Origin of the sequence: Buttiauxella brennerae ATCC 51605, assembly GCF_001654925.1 — a bacterium.
Lineage (GTDB): Bacteria > Pseudomonadota > Gammaproteobacteria > Enterobacterales > Enterobacteriaceae > Buttiauxella > Buttiauxella brennerae.
In genome coordinates, this window is the sequence record NZ_LXER01000006.1 from 603,414 (window position 1) to 629,692 (window position 26,279).

A 26,279-nucleotide genomic window follows, 5' to 3' on the forward strand; every position below is an offset into this window, starting at 1 on the left:
TGGTAATTCATACAGCAACAGTGCCGGGAATGCCCGGCACTGTTGCTCTCCATAGTTATTAAGGACCTGGAGAGTCTTACTTGAGCCAGGAATACACCGAAGAAAAAGAAGTTACATTGAGAAAACTCAGCAGCGGGCGTCGGGCATTAGAAGCCTTACTGCTCCTTGTTGCCATTTTTGCCGTCTATTTGATGGTGGCGTTGCTCAGTTTTAATCCTTCCGATCCCAGTTGGTCACAAACCGCATGGCACGAACCTATTCATAATTTAGGTGGAATGCCGGGGGCGTGGATGGCTGACACTTTGCTGTTCATCTTTGGCGTAATGGCCTACACCATTCCGGTCATCATTATCGGTGCGTGTTGGTTCACTTTCCGCAACAGAGATAGCGAAGAGTTCATCGATTATTTCGCCGTGTCTATGCGCCTTATTGGTGTACTGGCGATGGTGCTCACTGCTTGTGGCCTTGCCGCAATTAACGCCGATGACATCTGGTATTTTGCCTCTGGTGGCGTTATCGGCAGTTTGCTGAGCACCGCCATGATGCCTTTGCTTAACAGCAGCGGCGGCACAATCGCATTACTGTGCGTATGGGCGGCAGGTTTAACCCTGTTTACGGGTTGGTCATGGGTCAGCATTGCTGAGAAAATTGGCAGCGCAACATTGAGCGTTCTGACTTTCGCCAGCAACCGTACGCGCCGGGATAACACCTGGCAGGACGATGATTACGATGAAGAAGCAGAGCATAGTGAAGAGCACGCGCCAGCAGTAGAAAAGCGTGAGTCTCGTCGCGCACGTATTTTGCGTGGCGCACTGGCCCGCAAGCAGCGTATCTCAGAAAAATTCGCCAATCCAAACGCACGTAAAACAGACTCAGCGCTGTTTTCTGGCAAGCGTATGGATGATGCCGAGGATGATGTGCTGTTCTCGCCAAACAAAGCGACTCTGCCGGAAGATGACGTACTGTTCTCGGGTAATAAAGCAACGCTGCCGGAAAACGATGAGTACGATCCGTTATTACACGGGCAGTCTATCGTTGCGCCAGTCGCTGCTGCGGCCGCTATGGCGAACCCAGCTTACGCCGCGCCGGTGATGCCAACAGCTACCGTGTCTCCTGTCGCCACGCCTGCGCCGGAAGTGGTAGAAACTCCGTCCATTGCCTGGCAACCGGCACCGACAACGGTGACGCCTGAGCCTGTGCTTGCGCCGACACCAGAAAGTTATCACGCGCCTCGTACCGCGGAACAGCACAACCCGCAACAGGTGACCAGCCATTGGTCAGAGCCAGAAATGGTGCAACCTGTTGTTGAGCAGGCTCCGCTTCAGCCAATTTATTACGACCCAACTCCGATTCAGCCTGTTGCTGAGCCTGAGCCGGTTGAAGAGATAAAACCGGCCGTACGCCCGCCTATCTATCATTTTGAAGAAGTCGAAGCGAAACGTGCTCGTGAGCGTGAACAACTGGCTGCATGGTATCAGCCCGTTAATGAGCCAAAACCTGATCCTTACGGTTATGACAGTTCTCCTGCTTTTGCATCAACATCTGTAACCGATTCTTCACGCTTTGAAGCTCCGGGCATGCCTCAGGGTGTTGCAAGCGTAGTGCCTGAAGTTCCGGTAGTGGCCGCGCCATCTATGCCACAAGGTGTTAAAGACGCAGCGAAAGTTGCTGGTGCGGCTGCGGCCTTTAGCCCGGTGTTTAGCATAGCAAGCGATGCGCCACGACCTCAGATTAAAGAGGGAATTGGCCCACAGTTGCCGCGTCCAAATCGCGTGCGCGTACCGACTCGTCGCGAACTTGCTTCCTACGGTATCAAGTTGCCTTCTCAGCGTATGGCTGAAGAAGAGGCTCGTCGCCAGAATGATATGGATATCGAAGACGATTATGCTGACGACGCGGAAGAAATTGAACAACATGAGCTTGCTCGCCAGTTTGCAGCTCAACAGCAGCAGCGTTATGGCGAAGAGTATGAAGATGACTCTTTGCAACAAGATGAAGATGAGGCTGAACAGGCTGAATTAGCGCGCCAGTTTGCGGCACAGCAACAGCAGCGTTATTCCGCCCCTCAGCAGCAACCGACTCAACATCAACCGAATCAACAACAGCAAAACAATGTGCCGTTCTCACTGGATGATTTTGATTTCTCACCAATGAAAACCCTGGTAAACGACGGGCCGAGCGAACCATTGTTTACGCCTGGCATGGTTGAAGAACCTGTTCCCGTTGCACCGCCACAAAATTGGCAGGCAGCAGCGCCGCAGCCAAATGTTCAGCAACCGCCAGCACCTTCTGCGCCAGTTGCCGCACCGCAGGCGCAAATACATGAAAGTTTGATTCATCCTTTCTTGATGCGTAATGGTGACGATCGCCCGTTACAGCGCCCAACTACGCCACTGCCATCACTGGACTTACTGACTTCGCCACCTGCGGAAGTTGAGCCAGTAGATACCTTTGCTCTTGAGCAAATGGCACGCCTGGTTGAAGCTCGTCTGGCAGATTATCGTATTAAAGCCGATGTGGTGGATTACTCTCCAGGCCCGGTAATCACGCGCTTTGAGCTTGATCTGGCACCTGGTGTTAAAGCTGCGCGTATTTCTAACCTGTCTCGTGACCTTGCGCGTTCGTTGTCGACTGTTGCGGTGCGTGTTGTAGAGGTGATTCCGGGTAAACCCTATGTTGGCCTGGAATTACCAAACAAAAAGCGCCAGACCGTTTACCTGCGCGAAGTGTTGGATTGTGCCAAATTCCGTGAAAGTACTTCTCCGCTGACAGTGGTGTTAGGTAAAGACATTGGTGGTGAGCCCGTGATTGCCGATCTGGCAAAAATGCCGCACTTGTTGGTGGCCGGTACGACCGGTTCCGGTAAGTCTGTTGGCGTCAACGCCATGATCCTCAGCATGCTGTATAAAGCGACACCGGAAGATGTCCGCTTTATTATGATCGACCCGAAAATGCTTGAGCTGTCTGTATATGAAGGCATTCCACATCTGTTAACGGAAGTCGTAACAGATATGAAAGATGCTGCCAATGCATTGCGCTGGAGCGTCAATGAAATGGAACGCCGCTATAAGCTGATGTCTGCGCTAGGCGTGCGAAATCTGGCGGGTTACAACGAGCGTGTCCTGGAAGCTGAACGCATGGGCCGTCCGATTCCGGATCCATTCTGGAAACCGGGCGACAGCATGGAAGTTTCCCATCCAATGCTTGAAAAGCTGCCGTATATCGTCGTGCTGGTGGATGAGTTTGCTGACCTGATGATGACGGTTGGTAAGAAAGTGGAAGAGTTGATTGCGCGTCTGGCACAGAAAGCGCGTGCTGCGGGCATCCACTTAGTGCTGGCGACTCAGCGCCCATCGGTAGACGTCATTACCGGCTTGATTAAAGCTAACATTCCTACGCGTGTGGCGTTTACCGTGTCGAGCAAAATTGACTCCCGCACCATTCTTGACCAGGCCGGTGCCGAGTCACTGCTGGGGATGGGGGATATGCTCTATTCCGCGCCAAACTCTACACTGCCAGTGCGTGTGCATGGCGCGTTTGTTCGTGACCAGGAAGTGCATGCAGTGGTTCAGGACTGGAAAGCGCGTGGACGCCCACAATATATCACCGGTATTACTTCAGATACCGAAAGTGAAGGCGGTGCAGGGGGCGGTCTTGACGGTGATGAAGAACTCGATCCGTTATTTGATCAGGCTGTCGCGTTTGTGGTTGAAAAGCGTAAAGCCTCAATTTCTGGTGTTCAGCGCCAGTTCCGTATCGGTTATAACCGTGCGGCGCGAATCGTTGAACAGATGGAAGCGCAGGGTATCGTGAGTCCACAGGGGCATAACGGTAACCGCGAAGTGCTTGCACCACCGCCATTTGAGTAACCCTGTGCAAAAGAGTGGTGGTTGCGGCTCTTTTGCAAAGATGGGTAAATTACCGGAAAATCAGCTTTTTCTTCTGTTGCACCTGATTGGCTCTCGACTAGAGTGTGCAGCAGAAATGCCACAGTGCAGTCGCTTTGTGGTGCATGAATTTTAAGGGATCATAATGAAAAAAATCGCTATTACTTGTGCTTTGTTGACTGCTCTTACAGCAACCGCTGCCTGGGCTGATGCCGCAGGCGACCTGAAAACTCGTCTGGATAAAGTCAGCAGCTTCCACGCCAGCTTCACCCAGAAGGTCACTGATGGCAGTGGTGCAGCTGTTCAGGAAGGCCAGGGTGATTTGTGGGTTAAGCGCCCAAACCTGTTCAACTGGCACATGACTCAGCCTGATGAAAGCATTCTGGTTTCTGATGGCAAAACATTGTGGTTCTACAACCCGTTCGTTGAGCAGGTTAGCGCAACCTGGTTGAAAGATGCGACCGGCAATACGCCGTTTATGCTGATTGCCCGTAACCAGAGCAGTGACTGGCAGCAATACAACATCAAACAAAGCGGTGATGATTTTGTGCTGACGCCAAAAACCAGCGCCGGTAACCTCAAACAGTTCACTATCAACGTCGGGCGCGACGGGACTATCCATCAGTTCAGCGCAATTGAGCAAGATGATCAACGCAGCAGCTATGCGCTGAAAACCCAGCAAAATGGTGCGGTGGATATGAGCAAGTTTACGTTTACCCCGCCTGCTGGCGTGACGGTGGACGACCAACGTAAGTAGAGGTATGAGTGAGCAACCTGTCGCTCGATTTTTCTGAGAATGCCTTCAAACCTCTGGCCGCGCGTATGCGGCCGGAGAACCTCGCGCAGTACATCGGCCAACAGCATCTGCTCGCTCCAGGCAAACCACTTCCGAAAGCCATCGAAGCAGGGCATCTCCATTCGATGATTCTATGGGGGCCGCCTGGCACGGGCAAAACTACGCTGGCTGAAGTGATTGCTCACTATGCTGACGCCGATGTAGAACGCATTTCGGCTGTCACTTCAGGTGTCAAAGAAATCCGCGAAGCCATAGAGCGTGCGCGCCAGAATCGCAACGCCGGGCGGCGAACGATTCTATTTGTCGACGAAGTCCATCGCTTCAACAAAAGCCAGCAAGATGCTTTTTTGCCGCACATTGAAGACGGCACGATTACATTTATTGGCGCAACCACAGAAAACCCATCATTTGAGCTGAACTCAGCGCTGCTTTCGCGCGCACGCGTTTATTTGCTTAAATCGCTGACCACGGAAGACATTGAAAAAGTCTTGAGCCAGGCGATGAGCGATTCTGCGCGTGGCTATGGCGGGCAAAACATCGTCTTGCCCGCAGACACGCGTCTTGCTATTGCAGAACTGGTCAACGGCGATGCCAGGCGTGCATTAAATACGCTGGAAATGATGGCGGATATGGCGGAAACCGATGCGAGCGGCAACCGCGTTCTACAAATTGCTCTTTTGACCGAAATCGCAGGGGAACGCAGTGCGCGCTTTGATAACAAAGGTGACCGTTTCTACGATCTCATTTCCGCTCTTCATAAGTCGGTGCGGGGGTCTTCGCCAGATGCGGCTTTGTACTGGTATGCGCGTATTATCACCGCAGGTGGCGACCCTTTGTATGTCGCTCGCCGTTTGCTGGCGATTGCCTCGGAAGATGTCGGTAATGCTGACCCCCGTGGCATGCAGGTCGCTGTTTCTGCCTGGGATTGCTTTACCCGCGTAGGCCCTGCCGAAGGTGAGCGTGCTATCGCTCAGGCGATTGTCTATCTGGCCTGTGCGCCGAAAAGTAATGCGGTTTATACAGCATTCAAGGCGGCCATGGCGGATGCCCGTGAACGCCCGGATTACGACGTTCCTGTCCATCTTCGCAATGCGCCAACCAAGCTGATGAAAGAGATGGGGTACGGTCAGGAGTATCGTTATGCTCACGACGAACCCAATGCCTATGCTTCCGGCGAGGTCTACTTCCCGCAGGAAATGGCACAAACACGCTATTATCGGCCGACAAACAGAGGTCTTGAAGGCAAGATTGGCGAAAAGCTCGCCTGGCTTGCTGAACAGGATCAAAATAGCCCGACAAAACGCTACCGCTAAAGCAGACGTTGCGGTAAGGTTAGCAAGACTATCTATGCGGTTGCAGGCTGTGACCGCATCCCCTTCATTTAATTCGATAAGCACAGGATAAGCATGCTCGATCCCAATCTGCTGCGTACAGAGCCAGACGCAGTCGCTGAAAAACTGGCACGCCGAGGCTTCAAGCTGGATGTAGAAACGCTGCGCTCTTTAGAAGAGCGTCGTAAAGTATTGCAGGTCAAAACTGAAAATCTGCAGGCTGAGCGTAACTCGCGATCGAAATCCATCGGCCAGGCGAAAGCACGCGGGGAAGATATTGAGCCACTGCGTTTGCGAGTCAACCAGTTGGGTGAAGATCTGGATGCAGCGAAAACTGAGCTTGATGCCTTGCTGGTAGAAATCCGCGACATCGCGCTGACGCTGCCTAACATTCCTGACGATTGCGTACCTATGGGTAAAGATGACAGCGAAAACGTTGAAATCTGCCGCTGGGGTGAGCCGCGTAAATTCGATTTTGAAGTACGTGACCACGTGACGCTGGGCGAAATGGCTAAAGGCCTGGATTTCGCATCTGCGGTTAAACTGACCGGTGCTCGTTTTGTTGTGATGCAAGGGCAAATCGCTCGTCTGCACCGCGCCTTGAGCCAGTTCATGCTTGATCTGCATACTGAGCAGCATGGTTATATTGAGAACTATGTCCCGTACCTGGTGAACCATGAAACGCTGTACGGTACGGGTCAGTTGCCAAAATTTGGCGGCGACTTGTTCCATACTCGTCCATTGGATGAAGAAGCCGGCAGCAGCAACTATGCGTTGATCCCAACTGCGGAAGTGCCGTTGACCAACCTGGTGCGTGACGAAATTCTCGATGAAGATGATCTGCCGCTGAAAATGACCGCGCATACCCCATGCTTCCGTTCAGAAGCGGGTTCTTACGGTCGTGACACCCGTGGTCTGATTCGTCAGCACCAGTTCGATAAAGTCGAGATGGTGCAGATTGTACGCCCTGAAGACTCGATGGATGCGCTGGAAGAGCTGACTGGGCACGCTGAGAAAGTGCTGCAATTGTTGGGTCTGCCATACCGTAAAGTGCTGCTGTGCAGTGGCGATATCGGTTTCGGCTCGGCTAAAACCTACGATCTCGAAGTCTGGTTACCGGCGCAAGATACTTACCGTGAAATCTCTTCTTGTTCAAACATGTGGGATTTCCAGGCGCGTCGTTTGCAGGCTCGCTGCCGCAGCAAAGCAGACAAGAAAACCCGTCTGGTGCATACCCTGAACGGTTCTGGTCTGGCTGTCGGTCGCACACTGGTTGCGGTACTGGAAAACTACCAGCAAGCAGATGGCCGTATCGAAGTTCCTGAAGTATTGCGTCCTTACATGAAAGGGCTTGAGTACATCGGCTAATGTATTAGTGCTATTTAATTCCTGAAAAGCGCCTGCGGGCGCTTTTTTATTACGTAAAAATTCTCATTCCCACAGACAATCTGCGTTTATTGACTCCCGACAATAACAAATACCCCTATATGAGTATCATCGCCTGCAGAAAGCGAGTGATGATTACTAATACAACTCATTCAGTACTCTTATCATTTGGCGGCGTGGCGTTACATGACGTAACCAGGCTGTCAGTCGTGGTACTGACACAAATTAAGACACTCCTTTCTCTTTTGGCTGAGCAATGGATGCGTGGGCCGTACTTTCCCCCAGAGTATCCACTGCCGGCTTGTTTAAATGTGAGCATGAAACAAGTGGGTCATTATGAAAGATAAAACTACTGATGCGGTTCTGAACGCGAAAGTGAGTCGCCGTAAGCTGGTGCAAACCACGGCTATCGGTGGGCTTGCCGCTGCGAGTGGCGCATTAACACTTCCCTTTAGCCGCCTGGCTTTTGCCCAGACTGCCGCTGACACCGTTCCCGCCGCTGGAAAAGTGGCCTGGAGCGCCTGTACGGTCAACTGTGGCAGCCGTTGCCCACTACGCATGCATGTGGTTGATGGCGAAATCAAATACGTTGAGACCGACAATACCGGTAATGATGATTATGAAGGTCTGCATCAGGTTCGCGCCTGCCTGCGTGGCCGTTCAATGCGCCGTCGTGTCTATAATGCCGATCGCCTGAAATACCCGATGAAGCGCGTTGGCGCTCGTGGTGAAGGGAAGTTTGAACGCATCAGTTGGGATGAAGCCTACGATACCATCGCCAATAGCATGAAAGGCATCATCAAAGAGTACGGCAACGAAGCTATTTACCTGAATTACGGCACCGGTACGCTGGGTGGCACCATGACCCGCTCCTGGCCACCAGGGTCAACATTAATCGCCCGTTTGATGAACTGCTGCGGCGGTTATCTCAATCATTATGGTGATTACTCTACAGCACAGATTGCCGCTGGCCTGAATTACACCTACGGTGGTTGGGCAGACGGCAACAGCCCGTCAGATATTGAAAACAGCAAGTTAGTCGTTCTGTTTGGTAATAACCCTGGCGAAACGCGTATGAGCGGCGGCGGGGTGACTTACTATCTTGAGCAGGCACGCGAAAAATCCAATGCTCGCATGATTATCATCGATCCGCGTTACACCGATACCGGTGCCGGGCGTGAAGATGAGTGGATTCCAATTCGTCCGGGTACTGATACCGCGCTTATCTCCGCGCTTGCCTGGGTGATGATCAATGAAAATCTGGTCGATCAGCCGTTCCTGGATAAATACTGCGTCGGTTACGACGAAACAACGCTACCAAAAACAGCCCCAACTAACGGCCACTACAAGGCTTATATTCTTGGCGAAGGTGCTGATGGTGTGGCGAAAACACCGCAATGGGCGGCACAAATCACCGGTATTCCTGCTGAGCGCATTATTAAGCTGGCGCGCGAAATCGCCACCGCTAAACCTGCTTTTATAAGCCAGGGCTGGGGGCCACAGCGCCACTCAAATGGTGAACTGGTTTCACGCGCCATCGCTATGCTGTCGATCCTGACGGGGAATGTGGGAATAAATGGCGGTAACAGCGGTGCTCGAGAAGGTTCTTATAGCCTGCCATTTGTGCGTATGCCGACACTGGAAAACCCGGTGCAAACCAGTATTTCGATGTTCTTGTGGACGGATGCCATCGAACGCGGCCCAGAAATGACCGCAACTCGCGACGGTGTGCGCGGCAAAGATAAGCTTTATGTGCCAATCAAAATGGTCTGGAACTATGCCAGTAACTGCCTGATTAACCAGCACTCAGAAATTAACCGTACCCACGATATCCTGCAAGACGACAAGAAATGCGAAATGATTGTGGTTATTGATAACCACATGACTTCATCGGCTAAATACGCCGATATTCTGTTGCCGGACTGCACCGCGTCTGAGCAAATGGACTTCTGCCTCGATGCGTCATGCGGCAACATGGCCTATGTGATTTTTGCCGATCAGGCAATCAAACCGCGTTTTGAGTGCAAAACAATCTACGAAATGACCACCGAGCTGGCAAAACGCATGGGTGTTGAGCCGCAGTTCACTGAAGGCCGCACGCAAGAAGGCTGGATGCGTCATTTATACCAACAATCTCAGGAAGCGATTCCGGCACTGCCGAGCTTTGACGAATTCCGCAAAATTGGCATCTTCAAGCAGCGCGATCCTGAAGGGCACCACGTAGCCTATAAAGCGTTCCGTGAAGATCCGAAAGCCAATCCACTGACCACGCCATCCGGGAAAATTGAAATTTATTCTGAGCAACTGGCAGAAATTGCGGCCACGTGGCAATTGAATGAAGGAGATGTCATCGATCCGCTGCCGGTTTACAGCGCGGGCTTCGAAAACTTCGGCGATCCATTAGCAGAAAAATGGCCATTGCAAATGACCGGCTTCCACTACAAGGCGCGTACCCACTCAACTTACGGAAACGTAGAAGTGTTGAAAGCGGCATGCCGCCAGGAAATGTGGATCAACCCGATTGATGCCCAGCAACGTGGGGTTAAAAACGGTGACATGGTGCGCATTTTCAACGGGCGCGGTGAGGTTCACATCAACGCGAAAGTCACGCCACGCATTATCCCTGGTGTCGTCGCAATGGGGGAAGGGGCATGGTACAGCCCGGATGCCAACAAAGTTGACCATGCTGGTTGCATCAACGTATTGACCACCCAGCGACCATCGCCACTGGCGAAAGGTAACCCATCCCACAGTAACCTCGTCCAGGTCGAGAAGGCGTAAGGAATAGCTGATGACAACCCAATACGGATTTTACATAGACTCCAGCCGCTGCACGGGCTGCAAAACTTGCGAGCTGGCCTGCAAAGACTACAAAAACTTAGGCCCGGATGTCAGCTTCCGCCGCATTTATGAATATGCCGGTGGTGACTGGCAGGAAGATAACGGTGTCTGGCAGCAAAACGTGTTTGCCTATTATCTGTCGATTGCCTGTAACCATTGCGAAGACCCGGCTTGTACCAAGGTCTGCCCGAGTGGTGCGATGCATAAACGTGAAGACGGCTTTGTCGTGGTTAACGAAGATGTGTGCATTGGCTGCCGTTATTGCCATATGGCCTGCCCATACGGTGCACCACAGTACAACGCAGAAAAAGGACACATGACGAAGTGCGATGGCTGTTACTCACGCATCGCTGAGGGCAAGAAACCCATCTGTGTTGAATCCTGCCCGCTACGCGCATTAGATATGGCCCCAATTGACGAACTGCGTAAAAAATATGGTGAGCAGGCGGCTATCGCACCACTGCCATCAGCACATTTTACTAAGCCAAATATCGTCATTAAACCCAACGCCAACAGCCGCCCTTGTGGGGATAAAACCGGTTATCTGGCTAACCCGAAGGAGGTGTGAGATGGGCAACGGATGGCATGAATGGCCGCTAATGGTCTTTACGGTTTTGGGGCAGTGTGTCGCGGGTGGTTTTATTGTTATGGCATTAGCATTGCTGACCGGTGTTTCCGACCGTGTACAGCAAAAGCGTGTGCATTGGGCAATGATCGTGCTGTGGGTGTTGATGGGCATTGGTTTTATGGCTTCAGTCTTGCACCTTGGCTCGCCACTTCGCGCCTTTAACTCTCTGAATCGAATGGGTGATTCAGCATTGAGTAATGAAATTGCCAGCGGTTCGGTGTTCTTCGCGGTGGGTGGTTTCTGGTGGCTGATTACTGTGCTGGGCAAAATGCCGCAGACGTTGGGTAAAATCTGGATGGTCCTGACGATGGTTCTGGGTGTTTTCTTCGTCTGGATGATGTGCAAAGTTTACCTGATTGATACTGTGCCGACCTGGTATAGCGTTTACACGCCCCTCAGTTTCTTCCTGACAATGTTTATTGGCGGGCCATTACTGGGTTATTTGTTGCTGCGGGTCGCGGGCGTAACGGGTTGGGGAATGCGTATTCTCCCGGCGATTTCGTTACTGGCGGTTGTGGCAAGCAGCGTAGTGGTGATGATGCAGGGGATGGAACTGGCAACAATTCACAGTTCCATTGCGCAGGCATCAGCACTGGTTCCTGAATACGGTGCGTTAATGTCCTGGCGTTTACTGGTGCTGGTTGCTGCATTAATCTGCTGGGTGCTCCCGCAAATGAAAGGTAGGGTGGCAAGCCCGGCGGTTCTGACATTTGCCTTTGTTCTGGTCATTGCTGGTGAGTTGATTGGCCGTGGTGTGTTCTATGGTCTGCATATGACTGTGGGTATGGCGATCGCCAGCTGATACTGGATGCGCCTTCGGGCGCATTCTTTCCTCTTCACATAAGAAAATTTCATCTGATTCATCATGAAATTTTTCATCTAATCCGCTTCGCCTTCCAAACGCTGATTCCATCAAAAACAGAGAGATAGCTTTTTTATAAAGCGCTTCGTTCAAAAGTTGGATAAGTTTTTCAAATCGACGTCTTTCAAATCGTGCGAGGCCCCGTTACCACTGGATTGACAATCCTTTTCCCGGTGGCATGATGCGCACAAATTATTCTCTTCCTCGCGGTTTTTACATGTCCACCTATACCCGGCCAGTGATGCTTTTGCTCTGTGGTCTGATGCTTTTGACCCTGGCGATAGCGGTTTTAAATACGCTGGTTCCACTTTGGTTAGCCCATGGAAATCTTCCAACCTGGCAGGTTGGGATGGTGGGTTCGTCGTATTTTGCCGGAAACTTACTGGGTACATTGATTACCGGGTGGCTGATTAAACGCCACGGATTCAACCGTAGTTACTATCTCGCATCGCTGATTTTTGCTGCAGGCTGTGTCGGTCTGGGTTTAATGACAGGTTTCTGGAGCTGGATGATGTGGCGTTTCATCGCCGGCATCGGCTGTGCGATGATTTGGGTGGTAGTGGAAAGCGCGTTGATGTGCAGCGGTACTTCTCGCAACCGCGGGCGCCTGTTGGCGGCCTATATGATGGTTTATTACGTTGGTACGGTTCTGGGGCAACTGATGATCAGCAAAATGCCGACAGATTTAGCCAGCGTTCTGCCATGGGTGACAGCGCTTATTCTTACCGCGATTCTTCCATTGTTGTTTACCCGCATTGTTAATGACCGCAGTGAAAACCAGGAAGCGACGCCTGTCTGGCCAATGCTACGCCTGCGCCATGCGCGCCTTGGTGTGAATGGCTGTATTATTTCAGGGATTGTTCTCGGTTCTCTTTATGGGTTAATGCCGCTGTATTTAAACCACAAGGGCGTAAGTGATGCCGGTATTGGTTTCTGGATGGCGGTAATGGTCAGTGCCGGTATCGTGGGGCAGTGGCCAGTAGGGCGCCTGGCGGATCGTTTTGGCCGTTTACTGGTGCTACGTGTTCAGGTGTTTATTGTGATTCTGGGTTGCCTGGCGATGCTGACCAATGCAGCCATGGGCCCAACATTGTTTGTGCTGGGAGCGGCCGGTTTCACGCTCTACCCGGTGGCAATGGCATGGGCTTGCGAACGTGTTGAGCATCATCAATTAGTCGCGATGAACCAGGCGCTGTTACTCAGTTACACCGTGGGGAGTTTGCTTGGGCCAACGTTTACCTCAATGCTGATGCAAAGTTATTCGGATAGTCTGCTGTTCGTTATGATTGCCGGTGTGGCGTTCGTTTACTTACTGATGCTGCTGCGCAAAGCCGGGCCTCATTCAACGCCCATTGCTCACGCCTGAATTAAATATACAAAAAAGCCCCTCGCAGTCGCAGAAGGGGCTTTTGCATGAAACGGCTAGCCGGATGTTTAAAACTTAGTACATCACTTTGTGACCATACTGTTCCAGAATGCCTTTTACACGTTCCATGGTCTCTTTCTTCGGCGGGTGCACGCCATCAAGTTTGTACTCTTCACCCATCGCCACCCATTTGTGCTTGCCCAGCTCGTGGTATGGCAATAATTCGATTTTCTCGACGTTGCCCATATCGCGCGTGAACTCACCCAGGCGGTGTGCTGAGTCATCATCGTCAGACCAGCCAGGTACCACAACATAGCGAATCCAGACGTTGACGTTTTTATCCGAAAGGTAGCGTGCAAATTCGAGTGTGCGATGGTTCGAGACACCAACCAGATTCTGGTGGATTTCGTCGTTCATCTGTTTCAAATCGAGCATGACCAGATCGGTTACTTCCAGCAATTCATCAATTACCGGATCGTAGCGGCGCACAAAACCGTTGGTATCGAGGCAAGTATGAATGCCTTCTGTGCGACAAGCACGGAACCAGTCACGCACAAACTCAGCTTGCAGAATTGCTTCGCCACCGGAGGCTGTTACACCACCACCAGATGCGTTCATAAAGTGGCGATAGGTCACCACTTCTTTCATCAGCTCTTCAACACTGACTTCTTTGCCACCGTGCGTATCCCATGTATCGCGGTTGTGGCAATACAGGCAGCGCATCAGGCAGCCCTGGAAAAAGGTAATAAAACGAATACCGGGACCATCCACGGTACCGCAGGATTCAAAGGAGTGAATTCGGCCAATTACTGACATTGCGGTGTTATCTCCAGTATTGGTTGATGCGCAAAGGCATCAGCCTGGTTGAGCGTGGTCTGTATGCCACGTCGAATCAATTTTGCAAGATACCCTTCATACTTCAAATTGCAGGGGTGTTGGCTGCAACATGAACTATTTTGGGTAATACCTTAAACGTAGCAGTTATCTTGCAAAACCGATTCTTCACAAAGAAAAGGCCCCACCGAGGTGGAGCCTTGTATTCTACGCCTTTTCAGACAAACCGTGAATTACATGGTTTGAGTGAAGGTACGGGTAATAACATCCTGCTGTTGTTCTTTAGTCAGGGAGTTAAAACGTACTGCGTAACCAGAAACACGAATGGTCAGCTGAGGATATTTCTCAGGATTTTCCATCGCGTCCAGCAGCATTTCACGGTTCATTACGTTCACGTTCAGGTGTTGACCACCTTCGATGGACGCTTCGTGGTGGAAGTAACCATCCATCAGACCCGCGAGGTTAGTTTTACGAACTTCGTCGTCTTTACCCAGTGCGTTAGGAACGATAGAGAAGGTATAAGAAATACCATCTTTAGCGTAAGCAAACGGCAGTTTAGCAACGGAAGTCAGAGAGGCAACAGCACCTTTCTGGTCACGACCGTGCATTGGGTTAGCACCTGGACCGAATGGAGCGCCAGCACGACGACCGTCTGGGGTGTTACCAGTTTTCTTACCATAAACCACGTTAGAGGTGATGGTCAGAACAGACTGAGTCGGGATAGCGTTACGGTAAGTAGTCAGTTTCTGAATTTTCTTCATGAAACGTTCTACCAGGTCAACAGCGATATCATCTACGCGAGAATCGTTGTTACCGAACATTGGGTATTCGCCTTCGATTTCGAAGTCTACAGCCAGGCCGTCTTCGTCACGAATAGGTTTAACTTTCGCATACTTGATTGCAGACAGGGAGTCAGCTGCAACAGACAGACCCGCGATACCACAAGCCATAGTGCGAACAACGTCACGGTCATGCAGAGCCATCAGAGACGCTTCGTAGCTGTACTTATCATGCATGTAGTGAATGATGTTCAGCGCGGTGACGTACTGTTTAGCCAACCAGTCCATGAAGTGATCAAGACGGTCAAGAACGTTATCGTAGTCCAGAACGTCAGCCATGATTGGCGCTTCTTTAGGACCGATCTGCAGTTTCAGTTTTTCATCAACGCCGCCGTTGATTGCATACAGCATGGTTTTCGCAAGGTTAGCGCGAGCACCGAAGAACTGCATTTGCTTACCAACAATCATTGGGCTTACGCAGCAAGCAATTGCGTAGTCATCATTGTTGAAGTCAGGGCGCATCAGATCATCGTTCTCGTATTGCAGAGAAGAGGTATCGATGGAAACTTTAGCTGCGAACTTCTTGAAGTTCAGTGGCAGTTTTTCAGACCACAGAATAGTGATGTTCGGCTCCGGAGACGGCCCCATGGTGTACAGGGTGTTCAGGAAACGGTAGCTAGATTTGGTAACCAGAGTACGGCCATCTACACCCATACCGGCGATAGATTCGGTCGCCCAGATTGGGTCACCAGAGAACAGCTCATCATACTCAGGGGTACGCAGGAAGCGAACCATACGCAGTTTCATGACCAGGTGGTCAATCATTTCCTGTGCTTCAAGCTCAGTGATGGTGCCAGCTTTCAGGTCACGTTCGATGAATGCATCCAGGAAGGTGGATACACGACCGAAGGACATTGCAGCGCCGTTCTGAGATTTAACCGCAGCCAGGTAGCCGAAGTAAGTCCACTGAATGGCTTCTTGAGCATTTTTAGCAGGACCAGAGATATCGCAGCCATATTTAGCAGCCATTTCTTTGATCTGGCCCAGAGCACGGTGCTGCTCAGAGATTTCTTCACGCAGACGGATTGTTGCTTCCAGGTCTTCGCCGTTTTCCAGTTTGCTCTGCAGAGAGTTGAACTGAGCGAATTTGTCTTTCATCAGGAAGTCGATACCGTACAGTGCTACGCGACGGTAGTCACCAATGATACGACCACGACCGTAAGCATCCGGCAGACCGGTGATTACGCCTGATTTACGGCAGTTCATGATGTCTTTGGTATAAACGTCAAAAACACCCTGGTTGTGAGTTTTACGGTATTCGGTGAAGATCTTCTTCAGCATTGGGTCAAGTTCACGACCGTATACTTTGCAAGAACCTTCAACCATTTTGATGCCACCAAACGGAATAATTGCACGTTTCAGTGGAGCATCAGTTTGCAGGCCCACGATAGTTTCGAGGGACTTGTTGATGTAACCAGCATCATGAGAGGTGATGGTGGAAGCGAGGTCAGTGTCGAAGTCAACAGGCGCGTGAGTGCGGTTTTCCTGTTTAACGCCTTCCATGACGTTGTCCCACAAAGTGGTAGTTGCTTCAGTAGCACCTGCCAGGAAGGACTCGTCACCCTCGTAAGGGGTGTAGTTTTTCTGAATAAAGTCACGCACGTTGACTTCATTCTGCCAGTCGCCTTTGGCAAAACCTTCCCAGGCTGTGGCTAACTTCTCATTAAGCTCGGACATTTAACACCTACCTTCTAATGTGGATTTCTTATTCCCTACACGTTGCTTAGCACTTAGTGCTTATCGCCACCGCGCAGATAAATTACCCAGTACGTCAACCCAACCAGTACGCCGCCACCGATGATGTTCCCAATAGTAACTGGGATCAGGTTATCAGTGATGAAGTTCAATACGGTCAAGTGAGAGAAATTGTCCGGAGACGACCCAACTGCGGTCCAGAATTCCGGGCTTGCAAAGTTGCGCACTACGATACCCAATGGGATCATGAACATGTTTGCGATACTGTGCTCAAAACCACAAGCAACAAACATGGCGACCGGGAGGATCATAGCAAACATCTTATCCATCAAACTGCGGCCAGAGTAGCTCATCCAGACAGCCAGACAGACCATCAGGTTAGCCAAAATACCCAGGCAAACAGCTTCAATAAAGGTGTGGTGCATTTTGTGGTCTGCAGTTTGTAGCACATTCAGACCCCACGCACCGTTCGCTGTCATGTACATACCTGACAACCAAATCAACACCACAAACATCAGGGCGCCGCACAGGTTACCGATATAAACGTTAACCCAGTTCTTGGCTAACTGACCCCAGGTGATACGTCCACTGGCTTTAGCAACGACGATTAACACTGTAGAAGTGAAAAGGTCTGCACCGCAGATGACACACAGGATAAGCCCTAAGGAGAAGCAAGTACCGCCAATCAGTTTTGCAATCCCAAACGGAATGGTTGCAGTACCGGTTGTAGCAGTGATGTAAAAGACAAAGGCAATCGAGATGAACATACCCGCAGTAATCGCTAAATAAAACGTCGTTAGCGGGTGTTTTGTTGCTTTATAGACGCCAGCGTCTTCGGCGACTTTCGCCATGGCTGCTGGGAGCAATAGATCAAAAGGGTTGTCAGCTTTCACACTAACTCTCTCTTATTTAATTCGGCGACGAGATACTAACAAAGCATTATAGAGTAAAATTTGATATGGATCATATCTCGCCAAGCTTATAGGCCTGAAAAAAGCAGGTGTTTACCTGATTTTCAGCTTAAGGGATTGAATCTAAACATAAAAATAAAGTTTAAAGTTTATAATGTAATTTGATATTTAACCTCTGCGCTTTTGTACCTGGTTAATTAGAATGGAGTATTTCGCTAATCTGGCAACATTATTTATAGTTTAAAGCAATAATATTTCACCAATATTTAACCATTAAGTCACAAATGAAATTATTACGCTGCCAATAAAAACACGGGGCAATAAAAATCGCCCCGTAATATAGCGTAAACCTTAGGGTTTACGCATCTTTGAGTTTCTTTTTGTTACTTTATTTCCAGAAAGCGGCTTTTGCGCGTTGCAGCTTTTCATAGGCGCTCAACAATGCCTGGTGCGCAGGGAAGGCTTTCAAATCGCTATCGACGGCTTGCAGGCCATAGAATGCAGCTTCGCCGCTCAGGGCTGCACTTGCGGCTTCAACAGTTTCTGCACCGTACATGCGCACAAAGGCATTCAGGTACTGCAACGGCTGGCGGTCTTCTTCCATTGCCAGCAACAGCAAGGTTTGCAGGCAACGGTAATAGTTAGCACGCTCGGCGCTGAAAATAGACGCGTTGAATTCCATCGTCCACTCAGTCCAGATAAGCGCCTGCTCGGTGTCGCCACCAGCCAACGCCAGCATGGCTTTCAACTCACCAATACGCAGCGTGTACCAACCGTTGTCTTTACCGGTCGCCAGACCCAGTAATTCACGCACACGGGTGAAATCATCATGGCCTTCTTCATCTAACTGAGAGATGAGGTCCAGATAATCTTGCTTTTCCCACTCGCTGCCCGGCAGAGCCAGAATCGTGTCACGCAGGTGATAGCCCATATTGTTGTTGGCCAGCAGCAGGTCTTCCGCAGGGTAGATATCAGACATCCCCGGGACGATGATGCGGCAAGCGTAAACATCAAGATGCTGGTAATCGGCGATATAGACTGCCTGGTCTTCAGCATCAAAGATTGCCATCAATGTGGCGAACTCTTCTTCAGTTGTGCCGGAGAAACTCCAGTCTACAAATGGATAGTCAGCATCTTGCTTGAACATATCCCAGGAGATAAGACCGCTTGAGTCGATAAAGTGAGTCTCAAGGTTGGCGTGTTCGGCCACTTCTTCGTCATCAAAAGTCGGTGGAGTAAATACATCCAGGTCTTTCAGACCGCGGCCCTGAAGCAGTTCTGTCACGGTACGTTCCAGCGCAACACCAAAATCAGGGTGAGCACCAAACGATGCAAAGCAGGTGCCGTTAGCTGGGTTGAACAATACCACGCAGATAACCGGGTATTTGCCGCCTAATGAACCGTCGTAAGCAAAGATTGGGAAACCTTCAGCTTCAAGGGTAGCAATTGACTCAACCACGCCCGGATAACGAGCCAGCACTTCTTGTGGAATTTCTGGCAGGCTGATGCTTTCGGCAATAATACGGTTCTTGATGTGGCGCTCGAACACTTCTGACAGCGCCTGAACGCGCGCTTCATTGGCGGTGTTACCTGCGGACATACCGTTTGATACGTACAGGTTACCGATGATGTTCATCGGAATATAAACGGTTTTTTGATCTGACTGGCGGGTGAATGGCAGCGCGCAAATCCCACGCTCTTCATTACCTGATTGCAGATCGATAAGCATACCTGCGGTCACTTCGTTTTCTGGATCGTAAAACGCGCGCAGGCGATCGTCGAGAATGCCTTCTGGCATTTGCTCATCTTCCGGGATTGGGAACCACTTCTCGTTTGGATAATGCACAAACGGGCCATTAGCGATGGTTTTGCCCAACCAGAAATCAGCAAAGAAATAGTTAGTCGACAGACGTTCGAAATACTCACCCAGCGCAGAGGCTAAAGCGGCTTTTTTAGTCGCGCCTTTACCATTGGTAAAGCACAGCGCGCTGTCTTTATCACGGATATGCACTGACCAGACATTCGGGACAGGATTTAACCAGGAGGCTTCTTCTATATTAAAGCCAAGATCGGCGAGCTTGGTCTGGAATCGAGCGATGGAGTCTTCCAGAGCGGCATCTTTGCCAGGAATAAAGGTTTGAGTCATGAGTTTCACTTTTGTCGTACGCAAAGCGCGCAATGATACGGGTTTTAGCAGACTGACGCCATCGTCAGCAGCATGCAGGCGGCTCTAGCATAACAGGCTATGCTTATTGTCAGTAACCTACTGTTATGGCGGTATAAATGAAGACCTTTGATCTCCAGCGGATGGCATTAAATGACGTTCCCCTCGATTTTCTTTGGGAAGTCGCTTTACGCAGTCTCTACACCTTTATATTGGTATTTCTATTTTTGAAGATAACGGGGCGGCGCGGTGTTCGGCAGATGTCGCTATTTGAAGTATTGATCATTCTGACACTTGGCTCTGCGGCAGGCGATGTGGCGTTTTATCATGATGTCCCCATGTTGCCCGTCTTGATTGTGTTCGTCACGCTGGGGCTGCTTTATCGCCTGGTGATGTGGTTGATGAGCCACAGCGAAAAACTTGAAAACCTGCTTGAAGGCAAACCTTCGGTTCTGATTGAAGAAGGCGAGTTTGCCTGGGAAAAAATGAAGTCGCAAAACATGACTGAATTTGAGTTCTTTATGGAACTGCGATTGGTGGGTGTTGAACATCTTGGGCAGGTACGGCTCGCCATACTGGAAACTAACGGTCAAATCAGCGTCTACTTTTTCCCCGATAAACTCGTCAGGCCGGGGTTACCTATTTTGCCTGAACCTTGCTGCGAGCGGTTTATTAAGGTCCCTGAAGATGCAGATTACGCCTGTATTCACTGCAGCGAAGTGGTGACGCTTAATACCGGGGATGAAACGCCTTGCCCACGTTGTGAACACAAGTTTTGGGTCAAAGCCTGTACCGCCACGCGCGTGACGTGACGGGCGGTTATCGGGCATTTAATTCAGCGACTAGTTGATTATGTTGTGTGATTTTGCGCACATTACCCAGCCGTGCCTGATTAACCGTTGCAGCCTCAGCATCTGAGTGATAAAACCGATAGCGTGATAAAACTTATTGCTCTAAGCGTGGTGAGGGGAAATGGCTCAGGTATACAATTTTAGTTCCGGCCCGGCGATGCTGCCGGCTGAAGTGCTTCGTCGTGCGCAACTTGAACTCTGCGACTGGCAAGGCTTAGGCACCTCCGTAATGGAGATTAGCCACCGTAGTAAAGAGTTTATTAAGGTTGCGGAAGAAGCTGAAAAAGATTTTCGCGATCTGCTGCAAATCCCCTCGAACTACAAAGTTTTGTTCTGTCACGGCGGCGGTCGCGGCCAGTTTGCTGGTGTCCCGTTAAACCTGCTGGGCGACAAAACTACCGCCGATTATGTTGATGGCGGTTACTGGGCGAGCAGTGCGGTAAAAGAAGCACACAAATATTGCACGCCAAATGTCATTGATGCCAAAGTTACGGTCGACGGCCTGCGTGCCATCAAACCGATGAGCGAGTGGCGGGTTTCTGATAATAGTGCCTACCTGCACTATTGTCCTAATGAGACCATCGACGGCATTGCAACTCACGAAACACCTGATTTCGGCGATAAAATCGTCGTTGCTGATTACTCATCCTCTATTTTGTCGCACCCAATGGATGTCAGCCGCTTTGGTGTGATTTACGCAGGCGCGCAAAAGAACATCGGCCCAGCGGGTTTGACGCTGGTTATCGTGCGTGAAGACTTGCTCGGCAAGGCGCATAAAGCGTGCCCGTCAATTCTTGACTACACCGTGCTAAACGAAAACGACTCCATGTTTAACACCCCGCCTACGTTCGCCTGGTATCTTTCCGGCCTGGTATTTAAGTGGCTCAAAGAGCAGGGTGGCGTCGAAGCAATGGACAAAATCAACAAAGCAAAAGCTGAGTTGTTATATGGTGTTATCGATAAAAGCGACTTCTACCGTAACGATGTTGCTTCAGCTAACCGTTCGCGCATGAACGTACCGTTCCAGTTAGCTGATAGCGCACTGGATAAAGTCTTCCTGGAAGAGTCGTTTACAGCCGGACTGCATGCATTGAAAGGCCACCGCGTAGTAGGCGGGATGCGTGCATCCATCTACAACGCCATGCCGCTTGAAGGCGTACAAGCATTAACCAATTTCATGGTCGACTTCGAACGTCGCCACGGTTAATCGTTGCTCGTTGTTATTCTCCCCGCGACTTGCTTCGCGGGGTTTTTATTCTGTTTGAGTTGAGAGTATTTTCCCCATGCTGGAATCCCTGACGTTACAACCCATCGCACTGGTCGACGGCACAATTAATCTTCCTGGTTCAAAAAGCGTCTCAAACCGCGCTTTGTTGCTGGCAGCACTGGCTAATGGCACCACTGAACTGACTAATTTGCTGGATAGTGACGATGTGCGTCACATGCTTAACGCGCTGAAAGCCCTGGGTGTGAGCTATACACTCTCGGCCGATCGCACGCGTTGCGAAGTGACTGGCATGGGCGGCCCATTGCAAGCGTCAGGCGAACTGGAACTGTTCTTAGGGAATGCGGGTACCGCGATGCGCCCACTGGCGGCGGCATTATGTCTGGGCAGCAATAACATCGTGCTGACGGGCGAACCCCGCATGAAAGAACGCCCAATTGGCCATCTGGTTGATGCATTACGTCAGGGTGGCGCTCAGATTGATTATCTGGAGCAAGAAAATTACCCGCCACTGCGTTTGCGCGGTGGTTTTAGCGGCGGCCAGGTTTCCGTCGATGGTAGCGTTTCGAGCCAGTTTTTGACGGCTCTTTTAATGACTGCCCCACTGGCTGCAAACGACACCGAAATCACCATTAAAGGTGAGCTAGTATCGAAACCGTATATCGACATCACCCTGCACCTGATGAAAACCTTTGGTGTTGAAGTCGAAAACCGTGATTACCGCAGCTTTGTGATTCGTGGCGGCCAACAGTACATTTCACCGGGTGCATATCTGGTGGAAGGCGATGCATCTTCTGCTTCTTACTTCCTTGCGGCGGGTGCAATTAAAGGCGGCACGGTAAAAGTCACGGGTATTGGCCGTAACAGCGTACAAGGCGATATCCGCTTTGCTGATGTGCTGGAAAAAATGGGCGCAAAAATTACATGGGGCGATGATTTCATCTCCTGCGAACGCGGCGAACTGAACGCCATAGATATGGATATGAACCATATTCCAGATGCTGCGATGACAATTGCAACGGCGGCATTGTTCGCTAAAGGCACTACTACGCTGCGTAATATTTATAACTGGCGAGTGAAAGAGACTGACCGCCTGAGTGCGATGGCAACAGAATTGCGTAAAATCGGGGCTGTGGTGGAAGAGGGTGAAGATTACATCACTGTGACGCCACCTGCTCAGCTGCAAGTTGCTGAAATCGGCACTTATAACGATCACCGTATGGCGATGTGTTTCTCGCTGGTGGCGTTGTCAGACACACCTGTGACTATCCTTGATCCGAAATGCACCGCGAAAACTTTCCCGGACTATTTCGAGCAGTTAGCACGTATTAGCACTCTGGTTTAATACCGAATTTTGGCTCCTGCCGCACTACGTGGCGGAGCTAATTTCAACCCGTTCCCCCGCCATATTTCTCATCTTCTTTATCAATTACTGCTGTTTTTCCAGGCTTTTTAACGCAAGTTGCGCAATTCTTCTACACTCAGCCACATTAACTACGATAATTGGCAGGAAAGATAACGGTCAGGAATCTGGCGGCGTATAATATGCGGCGTTGATATTTTAGGTCCGCAATTCCAGCGAGAGGAGAGTACGATGACGGCACCCGCCCCGGTAATAACGATCGATGGCCCAAGCGGCGCAGGTAAAGGCACGCTGTGTAAAGCCATGGCGGAAGCATTGCAATGGCATCTGCTTGATTCTGGTGCAATTTATCGAGTTCTGGCATTGGCGGCCCTGCATCACCAGGTTGATGTGGCGTCCGAAGAAACGCTGGTCCCGTTGGCCGCGCATCTTGATGTGCGTTTCGTTGCCAACAACGGCAACCTGGAAGTGATCCTTGAAGGCGAAGACGTTAGCGCAGAAATCCGTACTCAGGAAGTTGCCAACGCAGCCTCACAAGTTGCGGCTTTCCCACGTGTTCGCGAAGCGTTATTACGCCGCCAGCGTGCATTCAGAGAAGCCCCTGGCCTGATTGCTGATGGCCGTGATATGGGAACTGTCGTTTTCCCTGATGCCCCGGTAAAAATATTCCTTGACGCGTCTTCGGAAGAGCGTGCTCGCAGGCGTATGCTACAGTTGCAGGAGAAGGGCTTTAGTGTTAACTTTGAGCGCCTTTTGGCAGAAATTAAAGAACGTGATGATCGTGACCGTAACCGTGCAGTAGCACCGTTAGTGCCAGCCGCAGATGCGTTGGTGCTGGATTCAACCAGCATGTCCATTGACGAAGTCATCAAACAAGCGCTGATATATGCGCAGAAAATTTTAACACCAGCTCAATAGTCGATATTGTGCTGGTGTGTGTTTTGTCATATTTGTCATGATATTGCCATAGTGGTATCCTGACATATCGGGTAGTTTTTTACCCCTGTAACCTAAACCCTGTCGGCATGGAGCCAATGGCGGGGTATGTGAAACAACCCCATTCGGCGGGATGCTAAATGGACGTTAAACTAAAGAACCTTGAAGATTAACAACATGACTGAATCTTTCGCTCAACTCTTTGAAGAATCCCTTAAAACAATCGAAACCCGTCCGGGTTCCATCGTTCGTGGTGTTGTAGTTTCTATTGATAAAGACGTAGTACTGGTTGACGCCGGTCTGAAATCTGAATCTGCAATTCCGATTGAGCAGTTCAAAAACGCTGCTGGCGAACTGGAAATCCAGGTTGGTGACGAAGTTGATGTTGCTCTGGACGCTGTTGAAGATGGCTTTGGCGAAACTCTGCTGTCCCGTGAAAAAGCTAAGCGTCACGAAGCTTGGATCACGCTGGAAAAAGCTTACGAAGAAGCTGAAACTGTGGTCGGTATCATCAACGGCAAAGTTAAGGGTGGCTTCACTGTAGAGCTGAACGGTATTCGTGCGTTCCTGCCAGGTTCACTGGTAGATGTTCGTCCGGTACGTGACACTCTGCACCTGGAAGGCAAAGAGCTTGAGTTCAAAGTCATCAAGCTGGACCAGAAGCGTAACAACGTTGTTGTTTCTCGTCGTGCAGTTATCGAATCTGAAAACAGCGCAGAACGTGATCAACTGCTGGAAAACCTGCAAGAAGGCATGGAAGTTAAAGGTATCGTTAAGAACCTTACTGACTACGGTGCATTCGTTGATCTGGGCGGCGTTGACGGCCTGCTGCACATCACTGATATGGCATGGAAACGCGTTAAGCATCCAAGCGAAATCGTGAATGTTGGCGATGAAATTACCGTTAAAGTACTGAAGTTCGACCGTGAGCGTACTCGTGTGTCTCTGGGTCTGAAACAGCTGGGCGAAGATCCATGGGTCGCAATTGCTAAGCGTTATCCAGAAGGTACCAAACTGACTGGTCGCGTGACTAACCTGACTGATTACGGCTGCTTCGTAGAAATCGAAGAAGGCGTTGAAGGTCTGGTTCACGTTTCCGAAATGGATTGGACCAACAAAAACATCCACCCATCCAAAGTTGTTAACGTTGGTGATGTAGTGGAAGTTATGGTTCTGGATATCGACGAAGAACGTCGTCGTATCTCCTTGGGTCTGAAGCAGTGCAAATCTAACCCATGGCAGCTGTTCGCTGAAACCCACAACAAGGGCGACCGCGTTGAAGGTAAAATCAAGTCTATCACTGACTTCGGTATCTTCATCGGCCTGGACGGTGGCATCGACGGTCTGGTTCACCTGTCTGATATCTCCTGGAACGTTGCAGGCGAAGAAGCAGTTCGTGAATACAAGAAAGGCGACGAAATCGCGGCTGTGGTTCTGCAAGTTGACGCAGAACGTGAGCGTATCTCCCTGGGTGTTAAACAACTCGCAGAAGATCCGTTCAACAACTACGTTGCACTGAACAAGAAAGGTACTATCGTTACTGGTAAAGTAACAGCAGTCGACGCGAAAGGTGCTACAGTTGAATTAGCAGATGGCGTAGAAGGCTACCTGCGTGCTTCTGAAGCTTCCCGTGACCGCGTTGAAGATGCAACTCTGGTTCTGAGCGTAGGCGACGACGTTGAAGCTAAATTCACCGGCGTTGACCGTAAAAACCGTGTTGTGAGCCTGTCTGTTCGTGCTAAAGACGAAGCTGACGAGAAAGATGCAATCGCTACTGTTAACAACAAACAGGAAGATGCACCGAACTTCTCTAACGCTATGGCTGAAGCATTCAAAGCAGCTAAAGGCGAGTAATCGCCCGAGCACTAAATCAGGGCGGCTACGGCCGCCCTTGTTCGATTGATAGCTGTAAGCTAATTTTCCTGAAAGGAAACCGGAGGAATCATGACCAAGTCAGAATTGATAGAAAGACTTGCAACTTCGCAATCTCACATCCCGGCGAAAGCTGTAGAAGATGCAGTTAAAGAGATGCTGGAGCATATGGCCTCTACTCTCGCCCAAGGTGAGCGTATTGAAATCCGGGGTTTCGGCAGTTTTTCCTTACACTATCGCGCTCCTCGCACCGGACGTAACCCTAAAACTGGCGATAAAGTGGATCTGGAAGGCAAATACGTTCCGCACTTTAAACCAGGTAAAGAATTACGTGACCGCGCCAACATTTACGGCAATTAAATCTTCGGATTTGATTCTCAAGAACGGCACCTTCGGGTGCCGTTTTTTTATATCTGAATGGGCTGTTTTCGAGGCCACTCGCAAAACTCTGCAATATTTGTTCATCCGGCATTAAAGCTCTGGAACCCTTCT

Annotated in this window: 18 protein-coding genes; 14 read left to right on the forward strand and 4 right to left on the reverse strand. The window is 50.4% G+C overall.

Annotated features, from left to right (window positions below; all coding sequences use genetic code 11):
- Window positions 1-80: 80 nt before the first annotated feature.
- The 8 genes from M975_RS04000 (at window position 81) to M975_RS04035 (ending at window position 13,097) form a co-directional block, all read left to right on the forward strand.
- The gene (locus M975_RS04000) at window positions 81-3,869 is read left to right on the forward strand and encodes a DNA translocase FtsK 4TM domain-containing protein (protein ID WP_064557490.1); all 3,789 of its coding nucleotides are present in this window, start codon (window positions 81-83) and stop codon (window positions 3,867-3,869) included.
- 163 nt (window positions 3,870-4,032) lie between these two features.
- On the forward strand, window positions 4,033-4,644 hold the full coding sequence (lolA, locus tag M975_RS04005; RefSeq protein ID WP_064557491.1) for an outer membrane lipoprotein periplasmic chaperone LolA: 612 nt from the start codon (window positions 4,033-4,035) through the stop codon (window positions 4,642-4,644).
- Window positions 4,645-4,652: 8 nt separating this feature from the next.
- Entirely contained in the window at window positions 4,653-5,996 is a 1,344-nt protein-coding gene (locus M975_RS04010; protein ID WP_064557493.1) for a replication-associated recombination protein A, read from the forward strand.
- Between the two features lie 93 nt (window positions 5,997-6,089).
- Window positions 6,090-7,382, forward strand: coding sequence for a serine--tRNA ligase (serS, locus tag M975_RS04015; RefSeq protein ID WP_064557495.1), 1,293 nt, complete (start codon window positions 6,090-6,092; stop codon window positions 7,380-7,382).
- A 354-nt stretch (window positions 7,383-7,736) separates the two neighbouring features.
- Window positions 7,737-10,181, forward strand: a complete 2,445-nt coding sequence (gene dmsA, locus M975_RS04020) for a dimethylsulfoxide reductase subunit A (protein ID WP_064557498.1) — start codon at window positions 7,737-7,739, stop codon at window positions 10,179-10,181.
- A 10-nt stretch (window positions 10,182-10,191) separates the two neighbouring features.
- Entirely contained in the window at window positions 10,192-10,809 is a 618-nt protein-coding gene (locus tag M975_RS04025; RefSeq protein ID WP_064557500.1) for a DMSO/selenate family reductase complex B subunit, read from the forward strand.
- Window position 10,810: 1 nt separating this feature from the next.
- Window positions 10,811-11,671 (forward strand): dimethyl sulfoxide reductase anchor subunit family protein, encoded by an 861-nt coding sequence (locus M975_RS04030; RefSeq protein WP_064557502.1) that lies wholly within the window; start codon window positions 10,811-10,813, stop codon window positions 11,669-11,671.
- Between the two features lie 277 nt (window positions 11,672-11,948).
- Window positions 11,949-13,097, forward strand: coding sequence for an MFS transporter (locus M975_RS04035; RefSeq protein ID WP_064557672.1), 1,149 nt, complete (start codon window positions 11,949-11,951; stop codon window positions 13,095-13,097).
- Window positions 13,098-13,172: 75 nt separating this feature from the next.
- Here the strand turns inward: M975_RS04035 and pflA are convergent, their stop codons facing one another.
- The 4 genes from pflA to ycaO form a co-directional block, all read right to left on the reverse strand.
- On the reverse strand, window positions 13,173-13,913 hold the full coding sequence (gene pflA, locus M975_RS04040; RefSeq protein WP_064557506.1) for a pyruvate formate lyase 1-activating protein: 741 nt from the start codon (window positions 13,911-13,913) through the stop codon (window positions 13,173-13,175).
- A gap of 251 nt (window positions 13,914-14,164) precedes the next feature.
- On the reverse strand, window positions 14,165-16,447 hold the full coding sequence (gene pflB, locus M975_RS04045; RefSeq protein ID WP_064557507.1) for a formate C-acetyltransferase: 2,283 nt from the start codon (window positions 16,445-16,447) through the stop codon (window positions 14,165-14,167).
- 53 nt (window positions 16,448-16,500) lie between these two features.
- Window positions 16,501-17,358 (reverse strand): formate transporter FocA, encoded by an 858-nt coding sequence (gene focA / locus M975_RS04050; RefSeq protein ID WP_064557509.1) that lies wholly within the window; start codon window positions 17,356-17,358, stop codon window positions 16,501-16,503.
- 406 nt (window positions 17,359-17,764) lie between these two features.
- Window positions 17,765-19,522, reverse strand: a complete 1,758-nt coding sequence (gene ycaO, locus M975_RS04055) for a 30S ribosomal protein S12 methylthiotransferase accessory factor YcaO (protein WP_064557510.1) — start codon at window positions 19,520-19,522, stop codon at window positions 17,765-17,767.
- Between the two features lie 137 nt (window positions 19,523-19,659).
- Here ycaO and M975_RS04060 point away from each other — a divergent pair, with 137 nt between their 5' ends.
- The 6 genes from M975_RS04060 to ihfB all read left to right on the forward strand — a co-directional run bounded on the left by M975_RS04060 (window position 19,660) and on the right by ihfB (window position 26,147).
- Entirely contained in the window at window positions 19,660-20,352 is a 693-nt protein-coding gene (locus M975_RS04060) for a DUF421 domain-containing protein (protein WP_064557512.1), read from the forward strand.
- A gap of 160 nt (window positions 20,353-20,512) precedes the next feature.
- The gene (gene serC, locus M975_RS04065) at window positions 20,513-21,598 is read left to right on the forward strand and encodes a 3-phosphoserine/phosphohydroxythreonine transaminase (protein ID WP_064557514.1); all 1,086 of its coding nucleotides are present in this window, start codon (window positions 20,513-20,515) and stop codon (window positions 21,596-21,598) included.
- 79 nt (window positions 21,599-21,677) lie between these two features.
- Entirely contained in the window at window positions 21,678-22,961 is a 1,284-nt protein-coding gene (gene aroA, locus M975_RS04070) for a 3-phosphoshikimate 1-carboxyvinyltransferase (RefSeq protein WP_064557673.1), read from the forward strand.
- 249 nt (window positions 22,962-23,210) lie between these two features.
- Window positions 23,211-23,897 (forward strand): (d)CMP kinase, encoded by a 687-nt coding sequence (gene cmk, locus M975_RS04075; RefSeq protein ID WP_064557516.1) that lies wholly within the window; start codon window positions 23,211-23,213, stop codon window positions 23,895-23,897.
- Between the two features lie 195 nt (window positions 23,898-24,092).
- The gene (rpsA, locus tag M975_RS04080; protein ID WP_064517522.1) at window positions 24,093-25,769 is read left to right on the forward strand and encodes a 30S ribosomal protein S1; all 1,677 of its coding nucleotides are present in this window, start codon (window positions 24,093-24,095) and stop codon (window positions 25,767-25,769) included.
- 90 nt (window positions 25,770-25,859) lie between these two features.
- The gene (gene ihfB / locus M975_RS04085; RefSeq protein WP_034494322.1) at window positions 25,860-26,147 is read left to right on the forward strand and encodes an integration host factor subunit beta; all 288 of its coding nucleotides are present in this window, start codon (window positions 25,860-25,862) and stop codon (window positions 26,145-26,147) included.
- Window positions 26,148-26,279: the final 132 nt, after the last annotated feature.